Genomic DNA, 9,220 nt, shown 5'->3' on the forward strand with positions numbered 1-9,220 from the left:
GACAGCTGCTCCCCTGCTCCTCTGCTCCCCTGCTCCCCCTACCTTCTTATAACAGCGGCAATAAAAGTGTCACAAAATAGTAAACCAAAGGAGCTGTGAAGATATAACTATCAGTACGGTCTAAAATACCACCATGACCGGGGATCAATTGTCCGGAATCTTTAACGCCTGCATCGCGCTTAAGCAAAGATTCGGTGAGGTCGCCTAAAAGACTAGCAATCCCAATCAGCAAACCCAAGGCTATACCAGTAAAGACAAATCTAGGAAAGTGAAGATAATAAGCCCCTGCTAAGGCTACGGCAACGCTAGCAGCAATTCCAAAGACTGCGCCTTCAACGGTTTTTTTCGGGCTAATGTCAGATAGTTGGGTTTTGCCAAAAAATTTACCAAAAAAGTAAGCGCCGATGTCAGCTGCCCAAATGCACAGGAAAGTCAGCATTGTCACTGTCAATCCTTGAGGTAAAGCTGCAAAATTTCTTTGCTGGAGAATATCTGCCCAAGCTGGAGGCCAGTAACCACTTAAAGGAAGATTGCTAATAGATGCACTACCAAGGGCGCGTAACCTTACCCAGTAACTAGCCAAGTAACCCACATAAAATAACCCCATAATGGAAGCGGAAATATCCGCGATTGTTGCCATTTTGGGCTGAAACAATAAGTAAAAACAAATAAATGTACCAGCTATTGGCATAACAGCATCAGCTAAACTGCCATCGACTGTACAAATAACCAGCAAGACCTGGCTGACAAATATGGTGGTTTTAGCAGCGGGAACTATGCCTCTGGCTCGCACCAAATTAAAATATTCTTGATGACCCAAAAAGACGATAACCGCGATCGCAATTGTAAAATACCAACCCCCTAAAAGGACGGCAATCAAAGCAAAGGCGATCGCAACAATTCCACTAATAATCCGAGACCAAGGCATAGCAGTATTTGGGATTGGGTACTGGGGATTGGGGATTGGGTACTAGGTATTGGGGATTGGGTATTGGGGATTGGGGATTGGGGAGAGCGGAAAACCTTTCCTCAGTTCCTAGTCCCTAGTCCCTAGTCCCCAGTCTCTATTTAGTCTAGTTTCTCACCACTCAGGATAAAAATGGGATCTACAGCAGCAAAGGTTTGAGAATAACCCCGCGTTTCCAAACGATTAACCGCTGATTGGACAACTTCGATATTTATCGCTCGCAACTGCGAAAAGCTTTGAGAAATAGCATACAAACCTTCTAAATTAGCAGCTGTTGCCACAACTCTTCCTGAAGATGGTAGATAATCCCACACTGCTTGCAAAATATCTTGGATGGGTCGTCCTCCCTCAATACAAACTCGGTGAGGAGCAACTTTCAGGTCATGCAAACACTCTGGTGCATTGCCTTCAATGACTTCGACATTAGTCACCTCAAAGCGATCGCAGTTACGCTTAATTAAGTTAGCTACTTCTTCATCCCGTTCTACAGCAATAATCTGGGCGCTGGGACACAGCAACCCTACTTCTATGGGAATTGTACCTGTGCCTGCACCAATGTCCCATAACACTGAATCAGGTTTTAGCCGCAATTGAGAAATCAACAGCAGCCGCACTTCTCGCTGACTAAAAGGAATCCCCGGCAAATGCTCGAACAATTCATCGGGAATACCAGGGGTAACGTAAGGCCAAAGTTGGGAGGGCATAGAAATACACAACTATACTAAGAAATATCAGCTTGCTTAATTTGACAAGCTATAAAACCTTTTAGAGTGGCGTTATCAGCAATCATAATGATTGGGGAAATACTAGGTGATGTCCGCGGACAAGACCCTTCTCGAACGCGTCTTGGTTACGAAGTCAAGCAAGTTTTAGGAAAAAAAGCAGGACGGCGGACACTGTTAGCACGGGATCGCGTCAGTGGTGAATTAGTAGTTGTCAAGTTACTCTCTTTTAGTAGTGACTTTGAATGGGACGATCTCAAACTGTTTGAGCGGGAAGCTGAAACTTTAAAATCTTTGTCACACCCCTCTATTCCAAGCTATTTAGACTATTTTGAAGTAAATTTACCAACCGTTAAAGGATTCGCCTTAGTACAGAGTTATATCCCAGCTCAAACTTTAGAGCAATACTTACAAACTGGGCGGACTTTTACAGAAGCCGAAGTCAAACAAATAGCTAAAGCAGTTTTAGAGATTTTACTTTATCTACACGGACTGCATCCGCCTGTCATTCACCGCGATCTTAAGCCTAGCAATATTTTATTGGGCAATCGCTCTGGCAATAATATCGGTCAAGTTTACTTGGTAGATTTTGGTTCAGTGCAAACTGTCTTAGCTACAGAAGGTAGCACTAGAACTGTAGTAGGTACTTATGGCTATATGCCACAGGAGCAATTTGGTGGACGCACTGTTGTAGCCTCTGACCTTTATAGCTTAGGTGCAACACTGATCTACTTAGTAACGGGTATTCATCCAGCCGATTTACCCCAAAAGGATTTTCGCATTCAATTTGAGCAAGTAGCTAATCTCAGTCCAGGCTTTACCCACTGGTTGCAGCAAATGACTGAACCCAGTTTAGAAAAGCGTTTGAGTTCTGCAAGTCAAGCAATAGCAGCTTTGGACAAGTCCCAGTTTCAAGGCACTGATATTTTAACTGTTGGTAAACCATCTGGCAGTAAGATTCAATTAACTAAAAATTGGGATTCTTTAGAAATTGTCATTCCACCAGTTGGCTTTCATCCTGCAATAATTTTTACAGGTTTATTTGCGATCGCTTGGAATTCATTTATCTTATTTTGGACAATTGGCGCTCTCAGTGCCCCTTTTCCTATTAATATCCCCTTTGCCTTGTTTTCACTTCCTTTTTGGGGTGCTGGCTTTTTCATGTTGTATGGAATTGTCTTCCCTTGGTTTGGACGCACTCGCTTACGCCTAAATCAAGAGCAAATTGCCTTAACCCACGAGTTATTTCAATTTAAATTCCATCGTCCGCGGCCATCGCCAAGACAAAGTATTACCAAGCTCGTTTACATTTCCAAACACTTCACCCAAGACTCGGAAGGCTCTAGAGTAGACGTTCCAGCACAATTAAATATTTATTCAGGAGTCTATAAGTATCGGCTAGGTGGTAGTGGTGGGGCTATTAAATCTGAAGCGGAACTTGAATGGCTGGCTAATGAATTAAGTGATTGGCTAGGCATCCCAATTACTAGGCAGTAGAGTTAAAATCACGAGCGAGATTACTTTCTAAAATTGGTAAAATATTCAGCGATCGCTAAATCATAAGCTGTTAAGCTTTTAAATTGCACATTAACCAAAGTTGATTATTGACCAAGCCCCGTTGGGGCGGGCTGAGTTGGTGCGGGGGAAGAGATAGCCCCAACCACCCTTGGGTACAAGCTCCATCTTTTGAGGCAATTGCACCATCTAGGGGTTCAAGCCCCGACCAATGCCGTCTTCACTACACCCAACACCCTACCCGCTACACCCTGTTTTTGACCGCTATGAGTATTTCTGAAAATTAAATGCGCTTTAGCTTACCAATTCGTAATTGGTTCTTTTTTTATTTGGAAGTTTCTCAAGTCTTTCCTGCGTCTCATGAATGTCTATAGTTAATTACAGGTACTCTAAAGGAAAGTTATATGTTTGGACTGGGATGGCCGGAAGTAGGTGTAGTTGCCGTAGTTGCTATTTTAATTTTTGGGCCTAAAAAAATTCCGGAATTGGGGAATGCACTGGGTAAGACTCTACGAGGTTTTAAAGAAGGACTTAAAAATTCTCATGAGGACAAAAGTCCAGAAGAAGAACAACAATAGTTAGTAGCCAACAGTCAACAGATTCGAGACTGTGGACTTTTAACTGTTGACTGCTAACTAAAGTAGCGTATTAATTACAGAAGATGTCACCCCATTTTGGTTATCTACGACGCTCGTGGAGGAACTTTGTTGTATTTCCTCCTTGACTACGCCGCGCAGCTTAATTAACTTAATAGCCCGACTGACGCTTTCGGGTAAAATTACCACTAAGCCGTTATCAGGAGCCATATCTAAAGCTTTGTTGATCGCTTGAGTTTCATCCAAAATGGACTCAAACCGGCAATCAGGTTTGACTTGGGTGATGCCTTTAGTAATCAAATCGGATGCCGAACCCCTCGGTCGCCCTCGCGTGTCATCATCTTCTTTGACAATGATGTAGTCAAAAATGTCTGCTGCCAGTTTACCCAAGGTAACAAAGTCTTCGTCGCGGCGGTCGCCTGGCCCGCCAACTACGCCAATCTTTTCTCCTGTATTCCAGTTGCGGACAAAAGCACCTACAGCTTCGTAACTGGCTGGGTTGTGGGCGTAGTCTACTAAGGCGTGGAAGTTGCCTAAATTAAATAAGTTCATCCGCCCCGGTGTTTGACTCACAGAAGCACGGAAGGTCTTTAAGCCAGCGCGAATCTGTTCTATTGTGACGTTTTGCACGAAGGCTGCTAGACTCGCCGCTAAAGCGTTGGCAATCATGAACGGCGCGCGTCCGCCCATTGTCAAAGGTATATTTTCTGCTCTTTCGATTCTGTGCGTCCAATCGCCTTTAACAATTGACAGATAGCCATTTTCATAGACTGCTGCTACTCCTCCCTTTTGGATGTGCTTTCGCACTAATTCCGAATCGGGGTTCATTGTAAAGTAAGCTATATTCGCTTTGGTTTTTTCAGCCATAGCAGCAACGCGGCGATCGTCGGCGTTAAGTACTGCATAGCCATCAGGGAATACTGCTTCAGCGACTACACTTTTGAGGTTAGCTAATTGATCTATAGTATCGATATCGCCTATTCCTAAATGATCGGCGGCGACGTTTAATACTACACCGACATTAGCAGTTTCAAAACCCAGTCCTGAGCGGAGAATACCACCACGAGCTGTTTCTAGTACGGCGACTTCTACAGTTGCATCTTGCAAGATCAAGTGAGCACTTTGAGGACCTGTATTATCTCCTGCCTCTACTAAATATTCACCGATGTAAGTGCCATCTGTAGTTGTATAACCTACTACTTTCCCTGTTTGTTTGTAAATGTGGGCTAGCAGTCGCGTAGTTGTGGTTTTCCCATTAGTGCCCGTCACGCTCAAAATAGGAATGCGGCTAGACTGTTGGTTGGAGAACAGCATATCCATAACTGCGCCAGCAACATTGCGGGGGATACCAATACTGGGAGCAACGTGCATCCGAAATCCTGGTGCAGCGTTAACTTCCACAATTACGCCATCCACTTCTCGTAAAGGACGGCTGATATCTGAAGTGACAATATCTAGTCCGGCAATATCCAAACCGATAATCTTCACTACCCTTTGTGCCAACCAAATGTTTTCTGGGTGGATCTCGTCGGTACGATCTACAGCAATGCCACCTGTACTCAAGTTTGCTGTTGCCCGCAGGTAACAAATTGTGCCTTTGGGTGGAACGCTATTAAGAGTGTAGCCTTGCCTTTCTAGCAGTTGATAGCTAGTGCGGTCTAGTTCAATCTTGGTGAGGACGTTATCATGACCTTCACCACGATTTGGGTCGAGGTTGGTTTCTTCAATCAGTTCGGCGATGGTGGATCTGCCATTGCCAACTACGTGAGCGGGAACGCGTTCGGCGACTGCTACTACTTTGCCATCTACCACCAATACCCTGTGATCGCGTCCGATGTAATACCGCTCGATAATTATCGAGCGGGAAACTTGTCTGGCTGCTTCGTAAGCTGCCTCTGCTTCATCCCAAGTTCTGATATCGATGGTGATTCCGCGTCCGTGATTGCCGTCTAGCGGCTTGATGACGATGGGATAACCGCCGACGTATTCAATAGCTTCTTGCAAATCATCCAAGAAGTTAATGACTGTACCTCTGGGTACGGGTACTCCAGCCGCAGCTAAGATGCGTTTGGTGGCTTCTTTGTCGCAAGCTAGTTCTACCCCCAAAATGCCGGTATTATCGGTCATTGTGGCCTGCATTCGCTTTTGATTTACGCCGTAGCCTAGCTGAATCAGAAAGCGCGCGCTCAGCTGCATCCAAGGAATACCTCTTTTTTCAGCTTCTTTGACGATCGCTTCTGTTGAAGGGCCTAGGGAAGAATCGCGCCAGAAGTCTTTCAGGTCTTGGATGTCTTGCTCTAGTTCTGCTTTGGGATAACGACCGCGATCGACGATACTTTGGCATAGCCGCACAGCGGCTCGTCCCGCGTAACGTCCTGCTTCTTCATTTAAGTACTCAATGACTACCTGGAAAATTCCAGGTGTAGCAGTTTCACGGGTGCGACCAAAGCCGACATGCATTCCGGCCAATTCCTGGAGTTCTAGGGCTACGTGTTCTACCACATGACCCATCATCGTGCCTTCTCGCACTCGCATCAAAAAACCACCACGACAGCCAGGCGAGCAATAGTGCCCTTCCAGACTTGGCAGCGCCTCTACTAATCCTTCATAAAAGCCAGGGATTTCATTCGAGGGCATCTCGGCAAGGTTTTCTAAATCGAGGCGCATGACGATCAGCTTGTGGCGTCGAATGCTCCAGTAGTTCGGGCCGCGTAAGGTCTGGATCTTGAGGATTCTCATGGGAATAGGTAGATGGAGATTCGGAACCAAAATTCTAGTTTCTTACTGGAATTGACCGCTAAACTGTTCATGACAAACAGTTTTTTCTTTTTACATGGTATTCCGCTAATTTTTCTACCGCAGGAAATAAAGTCAGCGATCGATGCCAGTGTAACCTCAGATACTCTATCCCGTCAGCTGGAGATGCGGTGTACGGCAGGCAATACAGTCCGCTGGTACAGATGAAAGCGATCGCCATAGCTGAGGATATGCAGACGTAAATTATGCACGGTTAAAGGTTCGTTAGCGCCGACATGCGGCTCGTTAGTGTGGGTGAGTTCGGTGGGATCGACAATGGTGACGCTGCCTTTGCCCATAACTTGCAGCCACCCATCGCGTTCAAAGACGGCGCAGGTATCTTCATCAATACCAATGCCTAAACGGTCGGGATGAGCTGCGATCGCGCTAATCAGTCGTCCCATACGATTGCGGTTGTGAAAGTGTTGGTCAACAATTACCTCTGGGATAAATCCCAAACCCGTTGCCATATCTACTAGGGAACGATTTGGTGTCTCTCCACTACCACCGCCAGCAATCATATGATGCCCCATTACCGCCGCCCCCGCACTAGTACCTGCTAAGGTAAGTTGCCCCGATCTCACCCGCTGCCGGATGATCTCCATCGCTGGCGTATCTGACAACACGCCACAGAGGCGCAATTGATCTCCTCCGGTCAAAAAAACTCCGCTACAAGCTTCTAAGGATGCTTTGACTTGTGGGATTTCACACTGTTCCCGCTCCCGAATGTCCAAAATTTCAACCTTTTCAGCACCCATTTCTTCAAAAATGCGAATATACCGACCACCGATGATAGCGGGTTCGCGGGAGGCAGATGGAATAATTGTAATATAGGCCTTACTAGCACCGGCGCGGCCAAAAAAAGTTCTTAGGATTTCGCGTCCGTGAACTTTATCTTCTGCGCCTCCGATCACCAGAACGGCAGTTTTAGTTGCTTGGGGTGTCCTCATTTCCAGCGATTTAGCTTTTAGTTGCGGCATTATGTTTCTCCTGTCAACAACTTCAGGAGCCATCGCCTTGGACGTGTTCCCAGGTGAGACAGCCCTGAAGGAGGGTTTCCCCGACTAGGGGACTGTGTACTCCTTTGGAGAACTCGAAGAGTACCCGAAGGGCTTGTGGCGAATGGCATGTGAATTTAACAAAGTTCAGTAGCCCGATGATTTACGCACTTTGCTTTTGTAGGAGGACACTGCACCGAGATTCCGATCGCCGATCGCCAGCGTTCAAAATTCTCATTGGACAGACACGAAGCCTCAGTATTCATGTGTCCGTTGCCGTTCCTCAAAGCCAGCGCCTTGTTTTTCATCTGTCCACTTTTTCCAGACTGGCACAATTGTGCTTGGAGGCTAAGGGAGGACACTTTCGTGGAAGGTTTACCCTTTGTTCGAGCGAGTGTCTGTTTCCCCTCTGAGGTTGGGAACGAATTCCCCCTAGGGTTGGGAGCGAGCAGGTCTTTACGCAATTCTGAGGCTGGCTCGATGCATCCTGGAAGTTGTTAACCTGGTCAGATTATTAATTTAAATCGTAGTTGTGACAATATTTAAACATAAATTAAGTGATTAGAAAAACTTTTGATCCCGTGGATAAACATCTGCTTCTGGTACTTTTAGATACTATTGGACAAGCCGATCTGTAGTTTGACCTGAGATTAGCTTCTTGTGTTTAGTAAACATTCAACTGGTCGCGGTGATAGCGCAGCGTTAGCGAGTCATCAAGCGTCGGAGTCTCCGACTATACCGAAGTTTAGCGGGGAGGAACGCCGCTCCGGGACTGGGGACTGGGAGCTGGGAAATTATGACAAAATTTGGGAGGAGTTAAAGTAGAATTTCATAATTTTTCCATGCTCTTATCCAATCTCTAATCCTTAATCCCCAGTCCCTTTTACTTTTAAGATTAGTGTTCTTGAATACGAATTACTGTGCGCTTTGATATAGTTACACTTTTTCCTGACTGTTTTACCTCAGTTCTCAGTTCTGGGCTGCTGGGTAAAGCCTTAGCCAAACAGATTGCCCAAGTGAATCTGGTCAATCCCAGAGACTTTACCACCGACAAACACCGAAAGGTGGATGATGAACCCTACGGCGGCGGTGTGGGGATGCTGATGAAACCAGAACCCATCTTTACAGCTGTAGAGTCCTTGCCGACTCTACCTCGAAGAGAGGTGATTTTGATGAGTCCTCAAGGTCAGACAATCAATCAACCGCTGTTGCGAGAACTAGCAACTAATTACGACCAGTTAGTAGTAATCTGCGGACATTATGAAGGAGTAGACGAGAGAGTGCTGCATTTAGTGACGCGTGAGGTCTCTTTAGGTGATTTTATTCTGACTGGAGGAGAAATTCCAGCAATGGCATTAATCAACGGTGTCGTGAGGCTGTTACCAGGAACCGTGGCCAAAACAGAGTCACTGACAGCAGAAAGTTTTGAAGAGGGGTTGCTGGACTATCCCCAGTACACCCGTCCGGCGAATTTTCGGGGTTGGAAAGTGCCTGATGTCTTACTATCTGGGAATCACGCGGCAATTGCCCGATGGCGTTACGAACAACAGCTCAAAAAAACTAGCGATCGCCGCCCCGATTTGCTCAAGGAGTGGGAGCGGAGATGAGGGAGCAGGGGAGCAGGGG

At 46.1% G+C, this 9,220-nt stretch carries 8 protein-coding genes; 3 read left to right on the forward strand and 5 right to left on the reverse strand.

Translation table 11 applies throughout. From position 1 onward, the window contains the following. Nucleotides 1–46: 46 nt before the first annotated feature. Both I8752_RS20325 and cbiT read right to left on the reverse strand, forming a co-directional pair. Nucleotides 47–928 (reverse strand): phosphatidate cytidylyltransferase, encoded by an 882-nt coding sequence (locus I8752_RS20325; protein WP_214434106.1) that lies wholly within the window; start codon nucleotides 926–928, stop codon nucleotides 47–49. 140 nt (nucleotides 929–1,068) lie between these two features. Then, entirely contained in the window at nucleotides 1,069–1,671 is a 603-nt protein-coding gene (gene cbiT / locus I8752_RS20330) for a precorrin-6Y C5,15-methyltransferase subunit CbiT (RefSeq protein ID WP_214434107.1), read from the reverse strand. Nucleotides 1,672–1,758: 87 nt separating this feature from the next. Here cbiT and I8752_RS20335 point away from each other — a divergent pair, with 87 nt between their 5' ends. Both I8752_RS20335 and tatA read left to right on the forward strand, forming a co-directional pair. Beyond that, a complete protein-coding gene (locus I8752_RS20335) occupies nucleotides 1,759–3,186 on the forward strand; it encodes a serine/threonine protein kinase (protein ID WP_214434108.1) in 1,428 nt (475 codons plus the stop codon). A 422-nt stretch (nucleotides 3,187–3,608) separates the two neighbouring features. Beyond that, nucleotides 3,609–3,782 (forward strand): twin-arginine translocase TatA/TatE family subunit, encoded by a 174-nt coding sequence (tatA, locus tag I8752_RS20340; RefSeq protein ID WP_214434109.1) that lies wholly within the window; start codon nucleotides 3,609–3,611, stop codon nucleotides 3,780–3,782. A gap of 57 nt (nucleotides 3,783–3,839) precedes the next feature. Here tatA and cphA read toward each other — a convergent pair whose 3' ends face one another. From cphA to I8752_RS20355, 3 genes are all read right to left on the reverse strand, one after another. Continuing rightward, a complete protein-coding gene (gene cphA, locus I8752_RS20345) occupies nucleotides 3,840–6,539 on the reverse strand; it encodes a cyanophycin synthetase (RefSeq protein WP_214434110.1) in 2,700 nt (899 codons plus the stop codon). Nucleotides 6,540–6,712: 173 nt separating this feature from the next. Next, on the reverse strand, nucleotides 6,713–7,576 hold the full coding sequence (locus I8752_RS20350) for a cyanophycinase (protein ID WP_214434111.1): 864 nt from the start codon (nucleotides 7,574–7,576) through the stop codon (nucleotides 6,713–6,715). Nucleotides 7,577–7,731: 155 nt separating this feature from the next. Then, nucleotides 7,732–7,902, reverse strand: a complete 171-nt coding sequence (locus tag I8752_RS20355; RefSeq protein ID WP_214434112.1) for a hypothetical protein — start codon at nucleotides 7,900–7,902, stop codon at nucleotides 7,732–7,734. A 612-nt stretch (nucleotides 7,903–8,514) separates the two neighbouring features. Here I8752_RS20355 and trmD point away from each other — a divergent pair. Beyond that, entirely contained in the window at nucleotides 8,515–9,201 is a 687-nt protein-coding gene (gene trmD, locus I8752_RS20360) for a tRNA (guanosine(37)-N1)-methyltransferase TrmD (protein ID WP_214434113.1), read from the forward strand. Nucleotides 9,202–9,220 lie beyond the last annotated feature (19 nt).

This window comes from Dendronalium phyllosphericum CENA369 (genome assembly GCF_016056275.1).
Classification (GTDB): domain Bacteria; phylum Cyanobacteriota; class Cyanobacteriia; order Cyanobacteriales; family Nostocaceae; genus Dendronalium; species Dendronalium phyllosphericum.

Coding starts and splice junctions, on each gene's coding strand:
- I8752_RS20325 (WP_214434106.1), bottom strand. CDS start 928: ATGCCTTGGTCTCGGATTATTAGTGGAATTGTTGCGATCGCCTTTGCT.
- cbiT (WP_214434107.1), bottom strand. CDS start 1,671: ATGCCCTCCCAACTTTGGCCTTACGTTACCCCTGGTATTCCCGATGAA.
- I8752_RS20335 (WP_214434108.1), top strand. CDS start 1,759: ATGATTGGGGAAATACTAGGTGATGTCCGCGGACAAGACCCTTCTCGA.
- tatA (WP_214434109.1), top strand. CDS start 3,609: ATGTTTGGACTGGGATGGCCGGAAGTAGGTGTAGTTGCCGTAGTTGCT.
- cphA (WP_214434110.1), bottom strand. CDS start 6,539: ATGAGAATCCTCAAGATCCAGACCTTACGCGGCCCGAACTACTGGAGC.
- I8752_RS20350 (WP_214434111.1), bottom strand. CDS start 7,576: ATGCCGCAACTAAAAGCTAAATCGCTGGAAATGAGGACACCCCAAGCA.
- I8752_RS20355 (WP_214434112.1), bottom strand. CDS start 7,902: ATGAAAAACAAGGCGCTGGCTTTGAGGAACGGCAACGGACACATGAAT.